Annotated in this window: 20 protein-coding genes; 10 read left to right on the top strand and 10 right to left on the bottom strand. The window is 69.5% G+C overall.

Annotated elements, in window-relative coordinates:
• Positions 1-17: 17 nt before the first annotated feature.
• On the bottom strand, positions 18-2,414 hold the full coding sequence (locus J2N69_RS13195; protein WP_230900924.1) for a transglycosylase domain-containing protein: 2,397 nt from the start codon (positions 2,412-2,414) through the stop codon (positions 18-20).
• Positions 2,415-2,600: 186 nt separating this feature from the next.
• Between J2N69_RS13195 and J2N69_RS13190 the strand changes: the two genes are divergently transcribed.
• The 4 genes from J2N69_RS13190 (at position 2,601) to J2N69_RS13175 (ending at position 6,762) form a co-directional block, all read left to right on the top strand.
• A complete protein-coding gene (locus tag J2N69_RS13190) occupies positions 2,601-3,422 on the top strand; it encodes an ABC transporter permease (protein ID WP_230900923.1) in 822 nt (273 codons plus the stop codon).
• Positions 3,423-4,053: 631 nt separating this feature from the next.
• Positions 4,054-4,899 (top strand): ABC transporter permease, encoded by an 846-nt coding sequence (locus J2N69_RS13185; RefSeq protein ID WP_230904713.1) that lies wholly within the window; start codon positions 4,054-4,056, stop codon positions 4,897-4,899.
• A 6-nt stretch (positions 4,900-4,905) separates the two neighbouring features.
• Positions 4,906-5,871 carry an ABC transporter ATP-binding protein gene (locus J2N69_RS13180; RefSeq protein ID WP_230900922.1) on the top strand — a complete coding sequence of 322 codons (966 nt, stop codon included), beginning with the start codon at positions 4,906-4,908 and terminating at the stop codon, positions 5,869-5,871.
• A 9-nt stretch (positions 5,872-5,880) separates the two neighbouring features.
• A complete protein-coding gene (locus tag J2N69_RS13175; protein ID WP_230900921.1) occupies positions 5,881-6,762 on the top strand; it encodes a DUF1707 SHOCT-like domain-containing protein in 882 nt (293 codons plus the stop codon).
• Positions 6,763-6,798: 36 nt separating this feature from the next.
• Here J2N69_RS13175 and J2N69_RS13170 read toward each other — a convergent pair whose 3' ends face one another.
• Positions 6,799-8,121 carry an SGNH/GDSL hydrolase family protein gene (locus tag J2N69_RS13170; RefSeq protein WP_230900920.1) on the bottom strand — a complete coding sequence of 441 codons (1,323 nt, stop codon included), beginning with the start codon at positions 8,119-8,121 and terminating at the stop codon, positions 6,799-6,801.
• Between the two features lie 304 nt (positions 8,122-8,425).
• Between J2N69_RS13170 and J2N69_RS13165 the strand changes: the two genes are divergently transcribed.
• The 3 genes from J2N69_RS13165 (at position 8,426) to J2N69_RS13155 (ending at position 12,604) form a co-directional block, all read left to right on the top strand.
• On the top strand, positions 8,426-9,736 hold the full coding sequence (locus tag J2N69_RS13165) for a DUF445 domain-containing protein (protein WP_230904712.1): 1,311 nt from the start codon (positions 8,426-8,428) through the stop codon (positions 9,734-9,736).
• Positions 9,737-10,066: 330 nt separating this feature from the next.
• A complete protein-coding gene (locus J2N69_RS13160; protein ID WP_230900919.1) occupies positions 10,067-11,584 on the top strand; it encodes an MFS transporter in 1,518 nt (505 codons plus the stop codon).
• A 51-nt stretch (positions 11,585-11,635) separates the two neighbouring features.
• The gene (locus J2N69_RS13155; protein ID WP_269075608.1) at positions 11,636-12,604 is read left to right on the top strand and encodes a GlxA family transcriptional regulator; all 969 of its coding nucleotides are present in this window, start codon (positions 11,636-11,638) and stop codon (positions 12,602-12,604) included.
• A gap of 16 nt (positions 12,605-12,620) precedes the next feature.
• Here the strand turns inward: J2N69_RS13155 and J2N69_RS13150 are convergent, their stop codons facing one another.
• The 4 genes from J2N69_RS13150 to J2N69_RS13135 all read right to left on the bottom strand — a co-directional run bounded on the left by J2N69_RS13150 (position 12,621) and on the right by J2N69_RS13135 (position 14,717).
• A complete protein-coding gene (locus J2N69_RS13150) occupies positions 12,621-12,923 on the bottom strand; it encodes a hypothetical protein (protein ID WP_230900918.1) in 303 nt (100 codons plus the stop codon).
• Positions 12,924-13,046: 123 nt separating this feature from the next.
• Positions 13,047-13,559: a nucleoside deaminase gene (locus J2N69_RS13145; protein ID WP_230900917.1), complete on the bottom strand. Its 513-nt coding sequence runs from the start codon at positions 13,557-13,559 to the stop codon at positions 13,047-13,049.
• A 103-nt stretch (positions 13,560-13,662) separates the two neighbouring features.
• The gene (locus J2N69_RS13140) at positions 13,663-13,872 is read right to left on the bottom strand and encodes a DUF397 domain-containing protein (protein WP_230900916.1); all 210 of its coding nucleotides are present in this window, start codon (positions 13,870-13,872) and stop codon (positions 13,663-13,665) included.
• The gene (locus J2N69_RS13135; protein ID WP_230900915.1) at positions 13,869-14,717 is read right to left on the bottom strand and encodes a helix-turn-helix domain-containing protein; all 849 of its coding nucleotides are present in this window, start codon (positions 14,715-14,717) and stop codon (positions 13,869-13,871) included. Before J2N69_RS13135 ends, J2N69_RS13140 begins: the two co-directional genes overlap by 4 nt.
• Positions 14,718-14,935: 218 nt before the next feature.
• Between J2N69_RS13135 and J2N69_RS13130 the strand changes: the two genes are divergently transcribed.
• Complete coding sequence (locus J2N69_RS13130) at positions 14,936-15,565, top strand: ATP-binding protein (protein ID WP_230900914.1); 630 nt, start codon at positions 14,936-14,938, stop codon at positions 15,563-15,565.
• On the opposite strand, the gene J2N69_RS13125 is transcribed toward J2N69_RS13130, so the two are convergent.
• Positions 15,538-16,308, bottom strand: a complete 771-nt coding sequence (locus J2N69_RS13125; RefSeq protein WP_230900913.1) for an HNH endonuclease — start codon at positions 16,306-16,308, stop codon at positions 15,538-15,540. The genes J2N69_RS13130 and J2N69_RS13125 overlap by 28 nt on opposite strands.
• A gap of 162 nt (positions 16,309-16,470) precedes the next feature.
• Here J2N69_RS13125 and J2N69_RS13120 point away from each other — a divergent pair, with 162 nt between their 5' ends.
• Complete coding sequence (locus tag J2N69_RS13120; RefSeq protein ID WP_230900912.1) at positions 16,471-17,526, top strand: DNA cytosine methyltransferase; 1,056 nt, start codon at positions 16,471-16,473, stop codon at positions 17,524-17,526.
• On the opposite strand, the gene J2N69_RS13115 is transcribed toward J2N69_RS13120, so the two are convergent.
• From J2N69_RS13115 to J2N69_RS13105, 3 genes are read right to left on the bottom strand one after another with little or no spacing between them, the layout of a single operon-like run.
• Positions 17,523-18,008: a very short patch repair endonuclease gene (locus tag J2N69_RS13115; protein ID WP_269075607.1), complete on the bottom strand. Its 486-nt coding sequence runs from the start codon at positions 18,006-18,008 to the stop codon at positions 17,523-17,525. The two genes, J2N69_RS13120 and J2N69_RS13115, sit on opposite strands and share 4 nt — an antisense overlap.
• Positions 18,009-18,021: 13 nt before the next feature.
• Entirely contained in the window at positions 18,022-18,999 is a 978-nt protein-coding gene (locus J2N69_RS13110; protein ID WP_230900911.1) for a NaeI family type II restriction endonuclease, read from the bottom strand.
• 33 nt (positions 19,000-19,032) lie between these two features.
• Positions 19,033-20,070, bottom strand: coding sequence for a tetratricopeptide repeat protein (locus J2N69_RS13105; RefSeq protein ID WP_230900910.1), 1,038 nt, complete (start codon positions 20,068-20,070; stop codon positions 19,033-19,035).
• Positions 20,071-20,217: 147 nt separating this feature from the next.
• On the opposite strand from J2N69_RS13105, the gene J2N69_RS13100 reads away from it, so the two are divergent.
• Positions 20,218-21,039 (top strand): class E sortase, encoded by an 822-nt coding sequence (locus J2N69_RS13100; RefSeq protein WP_408056722.1) that lies wholly within the window; start codon positions 20,218-20,220, stop codon positions 21,037-21,039.
• Positions 21,040-21,054 lie beyond the last annotated feature (15 nt).

Below are 21,054 nucleotides of genomic sequence, written 5' to 3'. Positions count from 1 at the left end.
GCGGGGGGCGGGCGGTGCTAGCCGTCCGTCAGGCCGATCCCGCCGCCGTCCGAGGCGCCGCCGTCGTCGGTCGCTCCTCCCGCGTCGGTGCCGCCGTCCGTGGGGCCGCCGGGGGTGCCGCCGTCGGCTGTTCCGCCGTCGGTGGTGCCGCCGTCCGTGGTGGTGCCGCCGTCGGTCTGGTCACCCGTCTGGCCGCCGGTGGCCGGCCCGCCGGTGTCGGTGCCGCCGCCGGTGGTGGGGCCGCCGGTGTCGGTGCCGCCGTCCGTGGTGGTGCCGCCGTCGGTGGGGCCGCCGTCCGTCGTGCCGCCGTCGGTGGGGCCGCCGCCGTCGGTGGGCTTGCCGGTCTCCGGGGCGCGGGTGCCGCCGGTGGCGGTCGGGTCGGGCGGCACGGGGACGTCCGCGCCCTGCCCCAGCTCCAGGTCGAAGTCCTTGACCGGCTTGCCGTCCAGGGCGGCCTTGGTGAACTGCGCCCAGATGCGGGCCGGGTAGCCGCCGCCGTTGATGCGGGCCTCGCCGAGCGCGCCGTACAGCGGGGTGTGCGCGCCGGTGTCCGGGTTCTGGCCCATGACGGCGACCACGGTGGCGAGGTCGGGGGTGTAGCCGGCGAACCAGGCCGCCGTGTCGTTCTCGGCGGTGCCGGTCTTGCCCGCGGCGGGCCGTCCCGCGCCCTGGGCGGCGGTGCCGGTGCCGCCCTGGACGACGCTCCGCAGGATGGAGGTGGTCGTGTCGGCGGCCTCGCGGGTGACGGCCTGCTTGGTGTCCTGCTCCGGCAGCTCGACCTCCTCACCCGCCTTGGTGATCTTCTCGACGAGCGTGTACGTGCCGTGCTTGCCGTGATTGGCCAGGGTCGCGTACGCCTCGGTCATGTCCAGGACGCTCGCGGTGGAGGGGCCGAGCGCGATGGAGGGGGAGGCGGTGAGGTCGGGGGTGGTCTTCGGGACGCCGAGGGCGATCGCGGTGTCCTTGACCTTGTCGGAGCCGACGTCGACGGCCATCTGCGCGTAGACCGAGTTCACGGACTTGTCGGTGGCCTCGCGGACGGTGATGTCGCCGTAGTTGACCTGGTCCTCGTTCTCGGGGGCGTACGCGCCACCGCTCCAGCCCTGCACCGGGCGCTTGTTGGTGCCGTCGTACACGGTGTTCGGGGTGATGGGGCGGCCGTCCTGGGTGACCGAGCCGTTCTCCACGGCCGAGGTGAACACGAACGGCTTGAAGGTGGAGCCGACCTGGTAGTCGCGGCGCGTCGCGTTGTTGACGTACTGCTTGGTGTAGTCGATGCCGCCGTACATCGCGACGACCTTGCCGGTGGCCGGGTCGATGGAGGCGCCGCCCGCGCGGACGTTGCGGTCGACCTTGCGGGCGTCCTTGTCGATCTTCGACATCACCTGGTCGTCGACGGCCTTCTTGAAGGCGTCCTGGCGGTCCTTCTGGAGCGTCGTGGTGATGCGGTAGCCGCCCTTGGCGAGGGTCTCCTCGTCGATGATCTTGTTGCTGGTGAGGTAGTCCTCCACGGCCTTGACGACATAGCCGCGCTGCCCGGACAGGCCCGCCGCGCCCTTGGCCTCGTCGGGCATCGGGAACTTCGCCTTCTCTCGGTCCGCCTTGTCGAGCCAGCCCTCCTTGACCATGCCGTCCAGGACGTAGTTCCAGCGGCCCGCCGCGCGCTGCTTGTTCTCGGGGTGCGTGGCGACGTCGTAGGCGTTGGGGGAGTTGAGCAGGGTCGCGAGGTAGGCGCCCTCGGCGGTGGACAGCTCCCGGACGTTCTTGCCGTAGTACGCCTGGGCGGCGGCCTGCACGCCGTACGCGTTGCGGCCGAAGTAGCTGGTGTTGAGGTAGCCGGAGAGGATGTCGTCCTTGCTCACCTCGCGGTCCAGCTTGATGGAGATGAAGAACTCCTTCACCTTGCGGCTGACCGTCTGCTCCTGGCCCAGGTAGTAGTTCTTCACGTACTGCTGGGTGATCGTGGAGCCGGACTGCTTGCCCTTGCCGGTGACGGTGTTCCAGGCCGCGCGGATCATCGCCTTCGGGTCGACCGCGGACTCGCTGTGGAAGTCGCGGTCCTCGGCGGCGAGGACGGCGCGCTGGACGTGCAGGGGGACTTCCTTGAGCGGGACGTTCTCGCGGTTGACCTTGCCGTCGCGGGCGATCTCGGTCCCGTCGGCGTACAGGTAGACGTTGCTCTGCTTGGTCGCCGCGGCGTTGGCCGGGGGGATGTCCACCAGGAAGTAGCCGGTCAGGAAGGCGCCCACGCAGAGCAGGGCCAGCAGCAGGAAGCCGCCGAGCACCATGCGCCAGGTCGGGAAGATCCGCCGCCAGCCCTTGCGCTTGGGGCGCTTCGGCTTCTTGGCCTTGCCGGTCCCGGTGGCCTCGCCACCGTCCCCGGCGGGGCCCTGCTGCTGCGGCTCGTCGCTCATGTCTTGCGGAACTCCCGGTTAGCGTCGTACGTCCAGTGCGCCTCGTCACCCCCATTGCACACTGTCGCCACAGGAGTGGACACCAGGCACACGCCCCCGAGGCGAAAATGCGTGGCGCCTGCGATCCCGGTCACAGTACGATCCTGCGCTTTGGCCCGCTTCGGGACGAGGCCCACTGTGAAAGGGATGCACGTGCGCGCAGGACGGTTCCGTCTGTACGCCGCCGTCGCCGCGGGAGGGTTCCGCAGATACGCCACCTACCGGGCCGCGACCGCGGCGGGTGTGTTCACCAACACCATTTTCGGGCTCATCCTCGCCTACACCTACATCGCGCTCTGGGACGAGCGGCCCGGCCTCGGCGGATACGACCAGGCGCAGGCCGTCACCTTCGTCTGGCTCGGCCAGGCCCTGCTCACCGTCATGGCGCTGATGGGCGGCGGCTTCGAGAACGAGCTGATGGAGCGTATCCGCACCGGGGACATCGCCGTCGACCTCTACCGGCCCGCCGACCTCCAGGCCTGGTGGCTGGCGAGCGACCTGGGCCGGGCCCTGTTCCAGTTCCTCGGGCGCGGTGTCCTGCCGATGGCCGCCGGCGGCCTCGTCTTCGACCTGGCGCTGCCCCCCGACCCGCTGCGCTGGCTCGCGTTCCTCGCGGCCGTCGGGCTCGGCATGCTGGTCAGCTTCGGGCTGCGGTTCCTGGCGGCGCTCTCCGCGTTCTGGACCATGGACGGCGCGGGCGTCAGCCAGATCGCGCTGCTCGCGGGCACCTTCTTCTCCGGGATGCTGCTGCCGCTGAACGTCTTCCCCGGGGCGCTCGGCGAGATCGCCCGCGCGCTGCCGTGGTCGGCGCTGCTCCAGGTGCCCGCCGATGTGTTCCTCGGCGAGCGCACCGGCCTTGACCTCGTCCGTGCGTACGCCTTCCAGCTCGGCTGGGCCGCGGTGCTGCTGAGCGCGGGGCGGCTGCTCCAGGCCGCGGCGACCCGGAGGGTGGTGGTTCAGGGTGGCTGATCCGTCCTGGCCGACTGATCCGTCCCGTCCGGCTGACCCGTCTCGGTCGACCGGCTCGTCTCGGCCGAGTGACCTGTCCCGGTCGACCGGCTCGTCTCGGTCGACTGACCCGTCTCGGCCGACTGACACGTCCCGGCCAGCTGACCCGTCTCGGTCGACCGGCTCGTCTCGGTCGACTGACCTGTCTCGGCCTGCTGACCTGTCCCGGTTGACCGGCTCGTCTCGGTCGACTGACCTGTCTCGGCCTGCTGACCTGTCCCGGTTGACCGGCTCGTCTCGGTCGACTGACCTGTCTCGGCCTGCTGACCTGTCCCGGTTGACCGACCCGTCTCGGCCCACTGACCCGTCTCGGCCGACTGACACGGCCCGGCCAGCTGACCCGTCTCGGTCGACCGGCTCGTCTCGGCCTGCTGACCTGCCCCGGTCGACCGGCTCGTCTCGGTCGACTGACCTGTCTCGGCCTGCTGACCTGTCCCGGTCGACCGACCCGTCTCGGCCGACTGACGCGTCCCGGCCTGCTGACCTGTCCCGGTCGACCGACCCGCCCCGGCCGACCGACCCGTCCCGTCCGACCGACCCGTCCCGGCCGACCCGCCCATCCCGTCCGTCTGATCCGTCCCGCTCGGCGGGGCTGCCCCGGCTGCGCCCCTGCCTGCGCCACCGGCAGGCGCAGGTGCGCGACGGGGTGCGTGCCTACCGGCTGATCTGCGCCATGTGGGTCCGCTCCCTCATGGCCTACCGCCTGTCCTTCGCGCTGACGGCGTTCGGCAACTTCGCGGTGTCCGCCTTCGACTTCGCGGCGATCCTGCTGATGTTCTCCCAGGTGGACCGGCTCGGGGGCTACTCGCTGGCGGAGATCGCCTTCCTGTACGGCGCCTCGTGCACCGCCTTCGGCCTCGCCGACCTCTCGCTGGGCTCCATGGGGCGGCTCGGCAAGCGCGTGCGCGACGGCACCCTCGACACGCTCCTCGTCCGGCCCGCCCCGGTCATCGCCCAGGTCGCCGCCGACCGCTTCGGGCTGCACCGGATCGGCCGGCTGACGCAGGGCGCGCTCGTCCTCACGTACGCCCTGGTGATCCTGGACATCGACTGGACCGTGGTGAAGGTCCTGACGGTGCCGGTGATGCTGCTCAGCGGGGCGGGCATCTTCGGGGCGCTGTTCGTGGCGGGCGCGGCCTTCCAGTTCGTGGCGCGGGACGCGGCCGAGGTGCAGAACGCCTTCACCTACGGCGGCACCACGCTGCTCCAGTACCCGCCGACCGTCTTCGCCAAGGAGCTGGTGCGCGGCGTCACCTTCGTCCTGCCGCTGGCCTTCGTGAACTGGCTGCCCGCCCTGTACATCCTCGGGCGGCCCTATCCGCTCGACCTGCCGGTGTGGACGGCGTTCACACCGCCGCTGGTGGCCGCGGGCTGCCTCGCCCTCGCCGGGCTCGCCTGGCGCACGGGTCTTCGTTCGTACCGCAGCACAGGGAGCTGACGCCTCATGGAAACCGACCTCATCGAGCTGGACGGCGTCGAGAAGGTCTTCGACGTCCGCAGGAAGACCGGCTTCCTGCGGCGCGAGCGGCACGAGGTGCGGGCGGTCGACGGCATCTCCTTCACCGTGCCGCGCGGCGAGATGGTCGGCTACATCGGGCCGAACGGCGCGGGCAAGTCGACGACGATCAAGATGCTGACGGGCATCCTGACCCCGAGCGGCGGACGGCTGCGCGTCGCCGGCATCGACCCCTCGCGCGAGCGCACCCGCCTCGCCCGGCGCATCGGCGTGGTCTTCGGCCAGCGCACCACGCTCTGGTGGGACCTGCCGCTCATCGACTCGTACCGCCTGATGCACCGCATGTACCGCATCCCGGACGCCCGCTACCGCGAGAACCTCGACCGGTGCGTGGAACTGCTCGAACTGGGCGCGCTGCTCGACGTGCCGGTGCGCCAGCTCTCCCTCGGCCAGCGGATGCGCGGCGACATCGCGGCGGCGCTCCTGCACGACCCCGAGGTCCTCTACCTGGACGAGCCGACGATCGGCCTGGACGTCATCAGCAAGGCGAAGGTGCGGGAGTTCCTGCGCGACCTGAACGCGCAGTCCGGCACCACGGTCCTGCTCACCACCCACGACCTCACCGACATCGAACAGCTCTGCAAGCGCGTGATGGTCATCGACCACGGGCGCCTGATGTACGACGGTCCGCTCGCCGGCCTCCACGAGGTGGGCGAGAGCGAGCGCACCCTCATCGTCGACCTGGAGCGTGAACTGCCGCCCATCGAGGTCGAGTCGGCGCGGGTGGTGAAGGTGGAGGGGCCACGCCAGTGGCTCGCCTTCCCGGCGGCGGAGTCAGCGGCTCCGCTTGTCGCGCGGATCGCGGACCGGTATCCGCTGGCCGATCTCTCGGTCAGGGAGCCGGACATCGAGGCGGTCATCGCCAAGATGTACGCGGGGAAGGTGACCTCGTAGGCTGCCCTCATGAGTGATGCTGCATCCTCCGGGGGAACCTCTCACGGGCCCGACGGGTCCGCGCTGCCCGATCTGCGGGCCTCCGACGCCGACCGGGAGCGGGTCGCCGAAGTGCTGCGGGACGCGATGGCCGAGGGCCGCCTCGACATGTCGGAGTTCGAGGAGCGTCTCGACGCCACGTACAAGGCCCGCACCTACGGCGAGCTGGAGCCGATCACCCGCGACCTGCCCGCGCACGGCGCGGCCAAGGTGTCCATGGTGAAGCAGCCGGTGAGCGACGATCCGGCCGCCACCGACTGGGCGGCGCGGATGGTGGACGGCGAACCGTCGTCGTCCGGCGGCTTCGCCTTCTGGAGCGGGTTCAGCCGCAAGGGCGGCTGGGTCGTCGGGCGGCAGTTCACCGCGTTCGCGATGTGGGGCGGCGGCGAGATCGACCTGCGCGAGGCGTACTTCAGCGAGCGCGACGTGGAGATCCGCTGCTTCACCGTCATGGGCGGCCTCCAGGTCATCGTGCCGCCCGAGATGAACGTGGTGGTGCGCGGCCTGGGGATCATGGGCGGCTTCGACGACAAGGCGACCGGTGTGGGCACCCCCGGCTCGCCCCGCGTGGTCGTCACCGGCTTCGCCCTGATGGGCGGCGTCGGCGTCGACCGCAAGCTGCGCAGGGCCGAGAAGCTGCGGCTCAAGGAGGAGCGGCGGCGCGAGAAGCTGGAGCGCCGCGAGGCGCGCCGTGCGGCGCACTGGGAACGGGCCGAACAGCACCGCCTCAAGCACGAGGAGCTGCACGAGCTGCACATGCGCAAGCGCGAGAAGCGGCGTGAGGGGCGAGGGCCCGGCGGGTCGGCCGGGTCGCCGGACGTGCCCCAGGACAGCCCCGGGGAATCGCAGTAGGGGCCGGCGGGGCGCCGGGCGGCGGCCGAAGGGCCGTCAGAGCTGTGCCGCCGCCGAGCCCTTGAGGTGCGAGAGGTTGAACGTCTCCGCCATCTTGCGGTAACCCGCGTCCGACGGGTGCAGGTGGTCGCCCGAGTCGTACTGCTCGCGCAGCGTGCGCGGGTCGTACGGGTCGCGCAGGGCGCGGTCGAAGTCGACGAACTCGTCGAAGACCCGGCCCGAGCGGATCTGCTCGTTCACCGACTGGCGCACCGCTTCGAGCGCGGGCTCGTAACCGCGGTGGCCGCCGAACGGCATCAGCGTCGCGCCGACGACGCGCAGGCCGCGCGTATGCGCCTGCCGGGTCAGCTCGCGCAGGCCCTCGACGATGCGGTCCGGGTCGTTCTGGTGCGGGTTGCGCAGGATGTCGTTGACGCCGAGGGCGATGACGACGGCCTTGACGCCCGTGCGGTCCAGCACGTCACGGTCGAAGCGGGAGAGGCCGGACGGGTTGACGGCGGGCCGGCCGTTGCCGTCGGACAGGACGCGGTTGCCGCTGATGCCCTGGTTGGCCACGCCGTAGCGGGGCGCGTCCGACTCGGTGCGCAGGCGGTCGGCGAGGACGTCGGTCCAGCGGCGGTTGGCGCCCATCGTGGAGGTGATGCCGTCGGTGATGGAGTCCCCGAAGACGACGACGGTGCCGTCGGTCTCGGTGCTCAGCACGTCCACCGCGGAGAGGTAGCGCCAGTAGGGGCTCTGCTCGGTGTAGGCGTCGCCCGCCGCGTCCTCGGTGCGGTCGCCCTCGGCGACGAAGCTGATCTGGCGGGCGTGCGGGTGGTAGGTCACCGGGCCCGAGGGCGTCGGCGAGTACGTCGTGACCAGCAGGTCGCTGTCGTGCGGCACCCGCAGCCGGGCGCCGTCGCTCATCACCTGGGCGCCCGGCGGGATCACCACCGAGGTGTTGCCGTTGAACGTGAGGCGGCGCAGCGTGCCGGGGGCCGCCGCGGGGTCGTTCGACGCGGAGGCCAGCGCGATGGAGGCGTGGGTGATGCTCAGCGGCGTCGTTCCGTAGAGGTTCGACAGGGTGATGCGGGCGCTGTCGCCGCCGACGCTGGTGTGCACGACGTTGCGGATCGAGCGGCCCGCGAAGCCCTTGCGGTCCGTGCCCGGTTCGTACCCCGCGGGGGAGGCGGACCAGGAGCCGACCCAGGTGCCGGAGGAGGCGGGTGCGGCGGAGTTGCGGGGGCCCTGCGGACCCGCGCTGATGGTGTCCTGCGAACCGTCGTCGGTGCCGGCGACGCCGACGTATATGGCGGCGGAAATCACCACTATGACCGCGATGACCGCGGCGAGAAGGGCATAACCGTGTCGCTTGGTCATGCGGGCTCTGTCTCCTCGGGCAGGGGGAGCCCCGAGGCTCCGGTGTGATCATCCCATGATGCGGCATGGTCCGTGAGGCGGCCGACAGTGCCCCCCTCCATCCAAAGAGACGCCGGGAACTTGTCGTTCGTTCCAGGAGTAGGGAGGAAGGGACGGAGAACACATGAGGCGGGACCATGCGGAGGGGACGAAATCCCGGACGAGACCGCGGACGAGGCGAACGGGCCAGGTGGAGTGAGTGCAGAGCGCAAATACGGAGAAGGGGCATGAACCGGACGAGGGGCGTACGTCGGGTGAAGGCGGGCTGTTCGGAGCACGCCCGGCGGCCCCGGCGGCCCCGGTGACCCCCGGCGGGTTCACGTACAGCCCCGCCGACGAGGAGAAGCGGCGCGGAGTGCGCCGGATGAAGATCACGGCGACGGGACTGCTCGTCCTCGTCGCGCTCGTCTACGTATTGGCGAAATGGGCACAGCACTCCGGAGCCGGCGCCTGGGCGGGGTACGTCGCGGCGGCCGCCGAGGCCGGCATGGTCGGCGCGCTCGCCGACTGGTTCGCGGTGACGGCGCTCTTCCGGCACCCGCTCGGCCTGCCCATCCCGCACACGGCGATCATCCCGAACAAGAAGGACCAGCTGGGCGCCTCCCTCGGCGACTTCGTGGGGGAGAACTTCCTCTCCGCCGACGTCGTACGGGGCCGCCTGCACGCCGTGGGCATCGGCGGACGCCTCGGCACCTGGCTGGCCCAGCCGGCGCACGCCGACCGGGTGACGGCCGAACTGGCCACGGCGCTCAGGGGGGCGCTGACGGTCCTGCGCGACTCCGACGTGCAGGCCGTCGTCGGCGAGGCCATCACGCGCCGCGCCGACGCCCAGGAGATCGCCCCCGGCATGGGGAAGATGCTGGAGAAGATCGTCGCCGACGGCGGCCACCGCAGGGTCGTCGACCTGGTCTGCGTACGCGCCCACGACTGGCTGGTGGAGCACGCCGACTCGGTGATGGACGCGGTGCAGGGCGGGGCACCCGGCTGGACCCCGCGGTTCGTCGACAAGAAGGTCGGCGACCGTGTCTACAAGGAACTGCTGCGCTTCGTCACCGAGATGCGGGACATGCCCGAGCATCCCGCGCGCGGGGCCGTCGACCGCTTCCTCGCCGACTTCGCCGCCGACCTCCAGTCCGACTCGGACACGCGGGAGCGCGTGGAGCGCCTGAAGCGGGAGGTGCTCGGCCGCGGCGAGGTGCAGGACCTCATCGCCTCCGCCTGGTCGGCCGTACGCTCGATGATCGTGGCCGCCGCCGAGGACGAGCGCAGCGAGCTGCGGATGCGGGTGCGGGCCTCGCTGCTGTCGCTCGGCGCCCGGATGGCGCAGGACGGCCGGCTCCAGCAGAAGGTGGACGGCTGGGTCGAGGGCGCGGCGGTGTACGTCGTCACGACCTACCGCGACGAGATCACCTCGCTGATCACGGACACCGTGGCGGGCTGGGACGCGGAGCACACCTCGAAGAAGATCGAGGCGCACATCGGGCGTGACCTGCAGTTCATCCGGATCAACGGCACGGTGGTCGGCGCGTTGGCGGGGCTCGCGATCTATGCGGTGTCGCGGTTGTTCGTGGGGTGAGCGGGGCGGGCCGCCGGTGATCGACCGGTGTTCGACTGGTGATCGGACCGGTGATCGACCGGCGGGCCCGGCGCGCGTGAGGAAGCGTTTTCCGGGCACTCTGGAGTAGCTCGCTCAGTGCCGAGGGAGCCGTCGCCCGCGCGGCGCGACCAGCAGCGGGGCCCGTAGCGGGGCCAGCGGGGCCCGTAGCGGGGCCCGCAGGACCCGAAGCGGGGCCAGCAGGACCCGCAGCGGGATCAGCAGGTCTCGCAGCGGGGCCAGCGGGGCCAGTGTGCCCGGCAGGCGCGCGGCAGTACGGCGACGTGGGAACAGCGGAAGGAGCCGCCCGCCATGACCGCGTCGTCCACGCCTGCCGCACCGCCGCCGCCTCCCGAACCGGAGCGCGGCCTCGGCCAGGGCTCCGGCCCGGGCTCCGAGGCCACCGTCACCACGGCCGTGCCGGCCCGCCTGGACCGCCTGCCCTGGTCCCGCTGGCACTGGATGATCGTCATCGGCCTCGGCACGGTCTGGATCCTGGACGGCCTGGAGGTCACCACCGTCGGCAACATCGCCGGCCGCCTCTCCGAGGAGGGCAGCGGCCTGGCGATCAGCTCCGCCCAGGTCACCGGCATCGCGGCGGCCCTGTATGTGGCGGGCGCCTGCGCCGGGGCGCTGTTCTTCGGCCGCCTCACCGACAAGTTCGGCCGCAAGAAGCTGTTCATGGTGACCCTCGCGGTGTACCTCGGCGCCACCGCCCTCACCGCGCTCTCCTTCGACGCCTGGTGGTTCTTCCTCTTCCGGTTCCTGACCGGCTTCGGCATCGGCGGCGAGTACGCGGCCATCAACTCGGCGATCGACGAACTGATCCCGTCCAAGTACCGCGGCCGCGTCGACCTCATCATCAACGGCAGCTACTGGCTCGGCGCGATCGGCGGCTCGCTGCTCTCCGTCGTCATGCTCAACACCGACATCTTCCCGAAGGACCTCGGCTGGCGGCTCACCTTCGCCATGGGCGTCGTCCTCGGCCTGGTGATCCTCCTCGTACGCCGCCACGTCCCGGAGAGCCCGCGCTGGCAGTTCATCCACGGCCGGAGCGAGGAGGCCGAGGCCCTGGTCTCGTCCGTCGAACGCGAGATCGAGCGGGAGAAGGGCGCACCGCTGCCGCCGCCCGACCGTGAGATCACCATCCACCAGCGCAAGAGCATCGGCTTCGGCCTCATCGCGAAGACCGTCTTCCGCGACTACCCCAAGCGCGCGACGCTCGGCCTCTCCCTCTTCGTCGGCCAGGCGTTCCTGTACAACGCGATCACGTTCGGCTTCGGCGCGATCCTGACCAAGTTCTACGACGTCCCCTCGGGCAGCACCGGCTACTACTTCGCCGTCATCGCCGCGGGCAACTTCCTGGGCCCGCTCTTCCTCGGCAAACTGTTCGACACGGTGGGCCGCCGGATCATGATCTCGTCGACGTACATCGTCTCCGGCGTCCTGCTCTTCGTCACGGCCTGGCTCTTCGACCGGGGTTCGCTGAGCGCGGCGACGCTCACGGCGTGCTGGTGCGTGGTCCTGTTCTTCGCCTCGGCGGGCGCGAGCAGCGCGTACCTGACCGTCTCCGAGATCTTCCCGATGGAGACCCGCGCCATGGCCATCGCCTTCTTCTACGCGATCGGCACGGCGGCCGGCGGCATCAGCGGCCCGCTGATCTTCGCCAAGCTGACCGAGTCGGGCGTCGTCGGCGACACGGTGCTCGCCTTCCAGATCGGCGCGGGCCTGATGTGCGCGGCGGGGCTGGTGGCGGCGGTGTTCGCGGTCAAGGCGGAGCGGCGGTCGCTGGAGGACATCGCGGAGCCGCTGTCGTCGGTGAAAGCGTGAGGGCAGCCGCGCGGTGGTGATGAGGGAGCGGTGGTGACGGGGGAGGCCGGGGTGACGAGGTCGACGGTCGCGGTCCTGATCAGAGACGGCGTACTCCCCATGGAACTGGGCCTGGTCCACCAACTGCTCGGCACGGCACGCGCCCCGTCGGGCGACCTCCTGTACGACGTCCGCACCTGCGCCCCGCGGCCCGGCAGGATTCGTACGGACGCGGATTTCCCGATCTACGCGGAGCACGGCCTGGAGGCGGTGGCGGCGGCGGACACGGTGATCGTCCCGGCGTCACACGTGTACGACGAGGAGCTGGAACCGGGCGGCCTGTCCCCCGAGTTGGTGTCGGCGCTGAGCCCGCGGGAGGGCCGCCGGGTGGCGTCGATCTGCACGGGCGCGTTCGTCCTGGCGGCGGCGGGCCTCCTGGACGGCCGCAGGGCGACGACGCACTGGCTGTCGTCGGACCGCTTCGCCCGGACGTTCCCCGCGGTGAAGGTGGACGCGGATGTCCTCTACGTCGACGAGGGCGAGGTGCTCACCTCGGCGGGCGAGGCGGCGGGCATCGACCTGTGCCTGCACCTGATCCGCTCCGAGCACGGCGCGGCGGTCGCGGCGGAGGTGGCCCGCCGCACCGTCGTACCGCCCCACCGGGAGGGCGGCCAGACCCAGTACATCCGACGCCCGCTGGCGGAACCGCGGCTGGCGTCGACGGCGGGCGCCCGCGCCTGGGCCCTGGCACATCTGACCGAACCCCTGACGCTGGCAGAGCTTGCGGGGGTCGAGTCGATGAGCGTACGCACGTTCAGCCGCCGCTTCCGCGAGGAGACGGGCCTGACGCCGATGCGGTGGCTGACGCAGCGCAGGCTGGACCGGGCACGCGAACTCCTGGAGACCACGGACCACACGGTCGACCGCATCGCCACGGAGACGGGCTTCGGCACGGCCGCGTCCCTGAGACAGCACTTCGCGGCCGGGGTGGGGGTGTCGCCGGGGGTGTACCGGGCGACGTTCAGGGGCTCACGTACGTAGCCGCCGCCCGGCTCGTTCAGCGGTGGCGGTCGGCCAGCAGATACGAGGCGACGCCGACGGCGCCGGCGACCCCGAGGACGGACGGCCAGGCGCCGACCTTCTTGGCGAGCGGATGCGATCCGGCGAACCCGGCGACGTACGCGGCGCTGAGCGCGGCGGCGGTCTTCGCCCCGGCGGCCTCGCGCCACTGCCGCGCGGCGACGCTCCCGGCGGCGGCGAGGACCACCCCACTGAGGGGCCGCTTCTTGGTGAACCGAGCGACGCCGTACCCGCCGACGAGCCCGCCCGCCGCCACGACCGCTCCCGGAATCCTCGCCATGATTGCCCCGCCTTTCACTGGTACGTCCCTGATGTCTTTCTCCCTTGCCCCGAGGCTAACGCGCGGCGTCGGGAAGCCGACGCGGGAGGTGTGGTGTTGGGCGGGAGGTGTTGGGGGGAGGTGTCAGAGCTTGGGCTCCACGGGACCGGGCTGCGCGGCCGCCCACGCGGTGAGAACGTCCACGGCGGCCGAGCGCGGCGCACCGCCCACGGCCACCTCGTCCACCAGCCGCCGCTCGGCGTTGGGCAACGCGACGTCGCGATAGAACTGGAGGTCCTCGTGCCCGTTGAGGGCGGCGTCACGGGTGGTGGCGCCATAGACGACCCGCGGAATCCCGGCCCAGTAACAGGCGACGAGACACATGGGGCACGGCTCGCTGCTCGCGTACAGCACGCCATCAGCGAAGGAGTACCGCCCGAGCCGCCGCCCGGCATCCCGCAGGGCCATGACCTCGGCGTGCGCGGTCGGATCATTCAACTCGACGACGGCGTTGGTGCCGTCCCCCACGACTTCCCCACCCACGACGAGAACGGCCCCGAAGGGTTTCTTGCCACCGTCTTCCAACGCACGCCGGGAGTTGGCGATGGCGTGGTCGAGGAACGTGCGGTCTTGGGGGGTTTGGGGGGCGTAGGGCAAGGGTCTTCCCCTCCTTGCGGCTCGTGGTCGGCCGCCGGTGTCGTCAATGCCGGACATCGACCTTATGCCCGCTGCGAGCGAGGACAAGGGAGAGGCGGGGACGCTAACCGAGCGTCGCCCGGTGCACGCCCGCGAGAAAGCCGTCCCACGCCTCCGACCGCACGGCGACGAGCGCGCCGCCGGGTCGCTTGGAGTCACGTATGAGCACGTCGTCATCGGCGAGGGCCACCTCGACGCACTCGGTTTCATTGCCACCGCTGTACGACGACTTGAACCAGACAGGGTCGTGGGCGGCAGTGCGGCATGTGCTCATGCCATCTCCTCGTGAACTCGCTCGATCAGGGCCGATGAGGCGGCCATATCCAGTGCCTGTGCGCGGAGATAATCGAACGCAAGCCGGTATCTGTCCAGTTCCTCTTCCTTCTCCATGAACACTGAGCCGACGTGCAGGTCGACGTATACGACGTCCAGAGACGGTTCACGGCCGCAGAAGATGACAAAGCTGCCGAGCGCGGCGGCATGAGCACCCCGGGAGAAGGGGAGTACCTGCAGGGTGATGTGCGGGGATTCGTTGGCCCGCAGCAGATGCTCCAGTTGCTCTCGCATCACGGCGGGCGACCCGACGACGCGTCGGACGACGGATTCGTCGAGGATGGCCCAGAGCCGCAACGGGTCCGGGCTTCTGAGGATCTCTTGACGTTTCATGCGGATGTCGACGAGTCGCTCGATGTCCTCGGGAGTCCGCTCCATCTCGTTCGCTTGCTGCACTGCGGCGGTGTAGCTGCGCGTCTGAAGCAGCCCTGGCACATAGACGCAGGAGAAATGTTCTTCGCGTGAGGCCTCGTCCTCCAAAGTCAGCAAGAGGTTCATGCTCTCCGGGATGGAGTCCGAAAAAGATCTCCACCACCCTTGCTGCTTGGCGTCCTTGGCCAGTGAGACAAGCGCCTTTCGCTCGGCCTCGGCGGCATCGTAGGCGCGGCAAAGCGCCTCCACGATCAGCCACTTGACGGGCCCTTCGCGCGTCTCGTACCGGCTGACCGTTGCCTTCGAGACACCGACGCGGAGACCGGCTTCTTCCAGCGTCAAGCCTTTGCGGGCCCGGAGCTTGCGCAAGGTTGCGCCGAGCTGGCGTCGGCGGGTAGTGGGCCTTGCGGACACGTCGGATGCCTCCCTGGTGCCGCGAGCTCTTTGCCCGCTGGCCGCAACGAGGCTACGCAGCAGGCGCGCCGAACCCTCGGGATTCACCCGATCGAGTCGCATGAGAAGTTACACAGCGAGAATTCTCAGTGCCATACTCGTGTTCCTGGGTCGCTACGCATAGTCACTCTCCATTTGCGGTGAGTGCGTGAATGGGTGGCCTCGGAGGGAGAGATGTCATGGCTGTCTACGACGAAGCTGTGCCGGGTGAGCGCTGCGTGCTTCCGTTCTGCGCCGAGCCGGAAGAGATCAGGTACCTGAGAAGGGCCGTCCGAGGTGCACTCGGCCGATGGGGCGCTGGTGTTGCCGCCGAAGAGGCCGAGCTGGCAGTGACCGAACTGGCGACGAACACCATCCAGCATGTAGGGCACGGGACGGCCGCGGTCCTTGTCATGGAGGTGAGAGTGGACCGGCTCCGACTGGAACTGCATGACGAGAGCAGCCTCACGCCCATCGTCGGTTCCGGCGGGTGTGATGCAGAGTGCGGACGCGGGCTGCATCTCCTCGCCGCTATGAGCCTGGATTGGGGCACCCGGCTGACGGCTGCCGGCAAAGTCGTGTGGTGTGAACTTCCGCTGGCACCCGTGCGACGGTGTCCGCGATCCCACCGTGCGGCGACGGTGATGGAGGCGTATCAGCGCCTGGCCGGGGCGAGCCCGCAAGGTCCGTCGGCTCGCGCAGCGCTAGCGGCGTCGGCCACAGGCGTGATCGCTGACCTGCTGTACTGGCTTGCGCTGCAGGGACTCGATCCGGTCGAGACGCTCGACCAGGCGCAGGCGCGCTACGAAGCCGGGGCTGATGCGGCATGAGCACCATCCGGAGAAGAGGCACGCATCAGCGCCCGCAGCGCGGCCGGTGTGCGCCAGGATTCACCGGGCCGGGTCTTGTGGCACATGCGGTGGCAGTTGGCGCACAGGCAGGCAAGGTCGTCGAGCTTGGTAGGCCGCACCCCCGAAGCGTGAAGGGGAGTGACGTGGTGCACCTCGATGTAACCCTCTCCAAGCGGTCCGTAGGCGCGAGCGAAATCAAAGGCGCAGACCTCACAGCGCAGCGGTCGGCCGCCTTGCCGAGCTTGCTTGATCTTCAGTCGGCGAAGCTTCGGGTCCCGCTCGCGCGCGAGCGCCCGACGGACCAGCAGTCGGCCTTCGACGGCGGTGAAGCCGACCTCGTCGACTTCGTCCGGCTGGGGTGGAATGAGCTGCAGTTGCCCCGAGCCGATGCCTTCCTCGATCGCGTCGGCGGCTGCGAGCATCTCTTGCTCGCGATCCATGAAGGCTCTGATCATCAGCCGCGTGGGCTCACCGCACCGGGTCCCCTTGCCGCTATAGCCGGGGTGGTTAGAGGCGAAGTCAGTGGTCTTTCTGCTGACACTGTCCGGAGACCTGAAGCCAGGGAGGGCCTGGGCCTCTGCGGGATGCAGGGGCAGCGAACGGAGCAGCTCCGACAGTTCCTGAACCTCAGGGTCTCCCGTCCGCAGCTCGTGCCAGCCGTTCTTCACCACGAGCGCACCGGCAAGCACGAGCTCATCTTCAGTCCACGCAGGAGTCCGCATGCCCAATATCGTATAAGTGTTCGCAGTGACGGAGGGTGCGTTCAACGAACTGTGTCGCGTGCTGCACACTTAGGTAGGTCTCGTTGTCAGTGGGTTCTGTCACCCTCTGTGATGGTGGTGCGCGCAGAGTGCCCGCCGCTGCGCATCGGTAAGGAGGGGGTCATGCCCCGCGTGAATGAGCTCAAGTACACCTCGGTAGAGGTCTGCGCCGGGGCCGGAGGGCAGGCCGTCGGTCTGCATAATGCGGGCTTCAAGCATGCTGCCTTGATCGAGATCGACAGAGACGCCTGTGAGACTCTCAGGGTCAACACCAGTGCACATCCGGAGTGGGCGGGTTGCACGGTCATCGAAGCGGATCTCAGAGAGTTTGACTCGGCTAGCCTGGGTCTGGCCCCAGGGGAGCTTGACCTTCTAGCGGGTGGCGTGCCCTGCCCTCCCTTCTCTGCGGCAGGCAAGCAACTCGGCCGCGATGACGAGCGCGACCTCTTCCCGCGGATGCTTGAGCTCGTCGATGAGCTGGACCCCAGGGCCGTAATGATCGAGAACGTACGCGGCCTGCTGGATCCCAAGTTCGCCGAGTACCGGCAAGAGATCATCAAGCAGCTGGAGTCAATGGGCTACGAGGAGTGCTACTGGGAGGTGCTCGAAGCAAAGAGGTATGGGGTCCCTCAACTGCGCCCTCGTGCCATTCTCGTGGCGATGAAGCCCGAGTATGCCCGGTGGTTCCAGCATGCAAAGCCGGAAGGGCACGAAGAGGTCACTGTCGGCGAGGCGCTGCACGATTCGATGCGGGCCCGCTACGACGCGGTTGCTGACGACCCTAGGGCAGAGAACGCGTTCAAGAAGTGGTACGAGAAGGCCCTCGAAGGCGTGGCGCCAACGGTGGTCGGCGGATCGAAGAAGCACGGAGGTGCAGACCTCGGCCCGACACGGGCTAAGCGGGCCTGGGCAGACCTCGGCGTGTGCGGACTGGGCGTCGCCAATGAACCGCACGAGATGAAGGATGCGGAACGAGACCTTTTCGCCGCCGCAGGGCCCAAGCTCACCGTGACTCAAGCCGCTCTGATCCAAGGCTTCCCCGCAATCTGGCGGTTTTCGGGGCGTAAGACTGCGGCGTACCGACAGGTGGGCAATGCATTCCCGCCCCCAGTCGCGCAGGCCGTCGGTGAGCAGATCTACGCAGCGTTTGAGGCTGCGCGGAAGGCGAAAGAGAGTTAATTATGATCCTCGCGTCTGGCTGCCCGTAGATGTATCGCTGTCGCCGCGATCTTGACGGCGCAGTCTTCGGGAGGCTCATGCTCCCAGAACCGGAGTACGGTCCATCCTGCCTCCCTGAGCTGCGCCTCTGTGTCGCGATCGCGAGCCATGTTGCGGGCAACCTTGTCCGACCAGTAGCCCGAATTGGTTTTCGGTGAGACGTAGTGTTCCGGGCATCCGTGCCAATAGCAGCCATCTACAAACACCGCCAGCTTCGCCGGGCGGAAGACAATGTCTGCCGTCCGGCGAAGCCCGGGCAGCGGCTTTGCTGCTACCCGGTAGCGGAGCCCCTGCGCATGGAGGAGGCTGCGGATCAACCGTTCAGGCTTGGTGTCACGGCTGCGGATGGCCTGCATGTTGCGGCGTCTGGCGGCTGAAGACGCCCAGGATCCAGGGGGCGGCGTCCATGTCGGTTGACTCGGCGTCGTGTCTTCTTCCTTCATCGCGCTGGCCCCATCAGTAGGCCGGAGGTGCTGCAGGGGCAGGGTCGCCCTCACGCCAGATCATGTAATCGCGTCCGCGGATCCGGGTGGTCTTTCTCGCAGATCCCGTGTTGTCGGCTGGAGTGACCCGGACGGACACCCAGGAACCCTTCCCGGGAACGGGGAGGTCAAGATCACGCGCAATGTGTGGATGCTGGTTCTGATGGCCGAGGATCAAAATGCCCTCGGGACGCAAATGCTTCCGCGCATCCCGTACCCGCTTTGGGCCGTCGTCCTGACTGGCCACTGTCAGAACCGTGTTCCGGTTCACTGGACGTTCCTGGACGCGGCGAAACAGCTCGTTAGTGCGCAGCTGACCACCATTGCCGCTACCGCGATACCCCGCTGAGGCGTGAAAGATGGCCTGCCGTTCCGAATCGGGGAGGGCGAGCAAAGTATTTTCTGGGATTCTGCCGGAGGGGATAATCCATTCAATTGCTGCTCTGCCTGCGGCTGAAGGGGTTCGCTTCCCGTCTCTATTTCTTCCAAGATTCAGGTATTCGTCGCGTATGCGAAGCAAGCCCACTTGAAAACTGGACCTGTGATCATTTGCCTTGACTAGGAGGCATATGTGCCCGTTCGCCTCATGCGGAATGGTCCAGTTCCCGCCGATGGTGAACTTGGAGTCGAGCTCATGACCCGCGACCAGATAATCCATCCGTGCACCGTGACCCAAATTGAACTCTGTGCGAGTCACGATTTCGACTTTTGTTCCGAGGTATGTCTTCTCGGTTTTTTCGAGTTCATCTATATTGTATCGGCCAGTGCGTTGCCCGTCGAGAACTTCGTCAATGGACTGGCGGATGACGTAGCCGAACCGATCCTCAAGGTTGGGTTGTTTCCTGAACCACTCAAGCACATCCCGGATGGCGATGTCAGGCTCGTCGCGGGAGGCTGATGCCGCGATCTCAGTGGCCGCCGCGGCGTCAGGAGCAAAGAGGTAATCTTCCACGATTCACTTTCGAGTTGTGGGCTGTGTAGTGAACTACCCCGCGCCGTGGCAGGCCCTGTAGGCCGTATCCGACCCACACCAACACCCCTCCGCCCCCTCCGGCGGCCAAGGCACCGCCCGCCCCCGGGCAGCCAGTGTCGTCGCGTACTGGGGGAGCAGGGTCGGGTTGGCGGGGGAGGTGGATTCTGAGGCTGCGAAGGCCTCGTAGGACGGGACCGTGCCGGTGACGATGCCGAGGTTCGGGGTGCCGGAGGCGGAGAGTTCGCGCAAGGAGGACTCTATGGTCGCCAAGTGCTCCTCGTGGGAGGGGTATTCGGCGGTGAGGGGCGGGTACGCCGTCAGGAGTTCCGTCAGTTCCGGTTCCGGCCAGTGCAGGATCGCCACCGGGAAGGGGCGGGACAACGCCTGGCGGTAGGAGCCCAGTTCCGCCTGGAGGCGGGTGATCTCCGCGCGGAGTTCCGCCGGGTTCTCCGAGCCGAGGGACCAGGTCCGCTTCGGGTCGTGCAGTTCGTCCAACGGGACGGGGGACGTGGAGACGCGGTCCGCCAGGGCGTCCCACGCGTCGTGGTCGGCGCCCAGCATGCGGCGTACGCGGTGGCGGCCGAAGAGGATCGGGTGCGTCGCGTGCGGGGGGTTCTGGGTCCCCGCAGGGACGAGCAGGGTCGCCGCCTCCGTGAACGTGGCGTGGGCCTGTTCCAGTTCGTCGTGGGATTCGAGGGACTCCGCGACGATCACCCAGGGCGCCGGGTCCCGGGGTGCCGCCGTGCGTACGCCCTCGATGATCGCCCTCGCCTCCGCCTCGTGGCCGTACTCCCAGAGGTTCGAGGCCTTCAGGGCGCGGATCAGGAGGGGGGCGGCCGGGGGCCGCTCGGCGTCCGCGGACAGCAGGCGGTCGTAGAGGGCCGTCGCGCGGTCGCGGGCGCCGGCCAGTTCGAGGTGGGCGGCGGCCTGGAGGAGCAGGTGTTCGGCGTCCTCCGGGTACAGGCCGGCCGTGCGTTCCAGGCGCGCGGCTTCGGCGATGTGGTCGGCGTCGACGTGATCGGCAGCGGCGGCAGGCTTCTCGGGGCGCATACGGGACACCGTACTGCCGAGCGGGTCCCGTGCAGGAGGGCCCGTCCGGCGTCTGGGATCGGTTGGCCGGGGACGGCCATGGATTGTTGGGGAGGCAGCGCCTATCCTCCGGGCGGCCGTCCGCCGCGGGGATGTGAGGGAGGCGTCGTGCGGGAGCGGGTTCCGGTTCCGGTGGTGCAGCAGGGGCGGCGCGGCCGGCGGGCCCTCGGGGTGCGCGTGCTGTGGGGCATGGCCGAGGTCGCCGTCACGCTGGGGCTCGTACTCCTGCTGTTCGTCGTCCATCAGCTGTGGTGGACCAACCGGCAGGCCCGCGCCGCCGCCGAGCGCACGGTCCTGGCCCTTGAGGAGGAGTGGGGGGAGTCGTCGTCGTCCTCTTCCTCGTCCCCTTCCGCTTCGCCGCGGGTTTCGGTTCCTGAGCGGTCCTCGTCGTCCTCGCCGCCCTCGGAAGCCTCTTCCTCCCCGGGCGGCGGGTCCTCCGGCGAGGCCTCCGTACGTACCGGCGATCCCGCTCCCCGCTGGGACCAGGCCTACGCCATCCTCCGCATCCCCGAGATCGGCGTCCGCGTCCCCGTCGCCGAAGGCGTCAGCAAGGGCGGTGTCCTCGATCAGGGGTACGCCGGGCACTACCCCCGCACCGCCCGGCCCGGCCAGGCCGGGAACTTCGCCCTCGCCGGGCATCGCAACACGCACGGCGAACCCTTCCGGTACATCAACCGGCTGCGGAGAGGGGACGAGCTGCGGGTCGAGACCCGCGGTGCCGTATACACGTACGTCGTCGACAAGCGGCTGGCGCGGACCTCCGCCCGCGACGGGGGCGTCATCCGGGACGTGCCGCGCAGTGAGGTGCGGGAGGGGTACGGGTACCGCGCGCCGGGGTACTACATCACGCTCACCACCTGCACCCCCGAGTACACCTCCAAGTACCGCCTCGTCGTGTGGGGGACCCTGCGGTCCATGCGGCCCCGGTAGGACCCCGGTAGCGGT

The organism is Streptomyces huasconensis, assembly GCF_021028635.1.
Classification (GTDB): Bacteria; Actinomycetota; Actinomycetes; order Streptomycetales; family Streptomycetaceae; genus Streptomyces; species Streptomyces huasconensis.
The sequence above is the reverse complement of the archived record's forward strand: the minus strand, read 5'-3'. Positions and strand labels throughout refer to the sequence as shown.

Coding starts and splice junctions, on each gene's coding strand:
- J2N69_RS13105 (WP_230900910.1), bottom strand. CDS start 20,070: ATGCGCCCCGAGAAGCCTGCCGCCGCTGCCGATCACGTCGACGCCGAC.
- J2N69_RS13160 (WP_230900919.1), top strand. CDS start 10,067: ATGACCGCGTCGTCCACGCCTGCCGCACCGCCGCCGCCTCCCGAACCG.
- J2N69_RS13180 (WP_230900922.1), top strand. CDS start 4,906: ATGGAAACCGACCTCATCGAGCTGGACGGCGTCGAGAAGGTCTTCGAC.
- J2N69_RS13170 (WP_230900920.1), bottom strand. CDS start 8,121: ATGACCAAGCGACACGGTTATGCCCTTCTCGCCGCGGTCATCGCGGTC.
- J2N69_RS13140 (WP_230900916.1), bottom strand. CDS start 13,872: ATGAGCACATGCCGCACTGCCGCCCACGACCCTGTCTGGTTCAAGTCG.
- J2N69_RS13125 (WP_230900913.1), bottom strand. CDS start 16,308: ATGCGGACTCCTGCGTGGACTGAAGATGAGCTCGTGCTTGCCGGTGCG.
- J2N69_RS13120 (WP_230900912.1), top strand. CDS start 16,471: ATGCCCCGCGTGAATGAGCTCAAGTACACCTCGGTAGAGGTCTGCGCC.
- J2N69_RS13150 (WP_230900918.1), bottom strand. CDS start 12,923: ATGGCGAGGATTCCGGGAGCGGTCGTGGCGGCGGGCGGGCTCGTCGGC.
- J2N69_RS13195 (WP_230900924.1), bottom strand. CDS start 2,414: ATGAGCGACGAGCCGCAGCAGCAGGGCCCCGCCGGGGACGGTGGCGAG.
- J2N69_RS13115 (WP_269075607.1), bottom strand. CDS start 18,008: ATGAAGGAAGAAGACACGACGCCGAGTCAACCGACATGGACGCCGCCC.
- J2N69_RS13175 (WP_230900921.1), top strand. CDS start 5,881: ATGAGTGATGCTGCATCCTCCGGGGGAACCTCTCACGGGCCCGACGGG.
- J2N69_RS13190 (WP_230900923.1), top strand. CDS start 2,601: ATGCACGTGCGCGCAGGACGGTTCCGTCTGTACGCCGCCGTCGCCGCG.
- J2N69_RS13130 (WP_230900914.1), top strand. CDS start 14,936: ATGGCTGTCTACGACGAAGCTGTGCCGGGTGAGCGCTGCGTGCTTCCG.